This is a genomic window from Terrisporobacter petrolearius (genome assembly GCF_020748185.1).
GTDB lineage: Bacteria > Bacillota > Clostridia > Peptostreptococcales > Peptostreptococcaceae > Terrisporobacter > Terrisporobacter petrolearius.
On sequence record NZ_JAHZMO010000180.1, the window covers coordinates 1 to 454 of the forward strand.

The 454-nt window shown below is 45.6% G+C and carries 1 protein-coding gene; it reads left to right on the plus strand.

Annotated elements, in window-relative coordinates; all coding sequences use genetic code 11:
• Window positions 1–148: 148 nt before the first annotated feature.
• A partial coding sequence (locus K0040_RS20215) for a DUF421 domain-containing protein (protein ID WP_228110465.1) occupies window positions 149–454 on the plus strand: 306 nt, incomplete at its 3' end.

Here is a 454-nt window from a genome sequence, read left to right on the forward strand (position 1 = left end):
GGATAAATGTTTGCGTCATGAAAATCACTTTAGTCGTACGGAAAGCGCGCAATAATACGGGTTTTATCTCAAAGGCGCTATGACCGCCGCCATGCCGATGAACTGTTGACTATGCTTTTAGCGGATAAACCACGATAAGAGCATAAAAATGAAGGCGTTCGATCTCCACCGTATGGCATTTGATAAAGTGCCTTTTGATTTCCTTGGCGAAGTTGCACTACGTAGTCTTTATACCTTTGTACTGGTTTTTTTGTTCCTCAAAATGACCGGAAGACGCGGTGTGCGACAGATGTCGCTGTTTGAAGTGTTAATCATTCTCACGCTGGGTTCAGCGGCGGGAGATGTGGCGTTTTATGATGATGTGCCGATGGTGCCGGTACTTATCGTCTTTATCACTCTGGCGTTGTTATACCGCCTGGTAATGTGGTTGATGGCGCACAGTGAAAAACTGGAA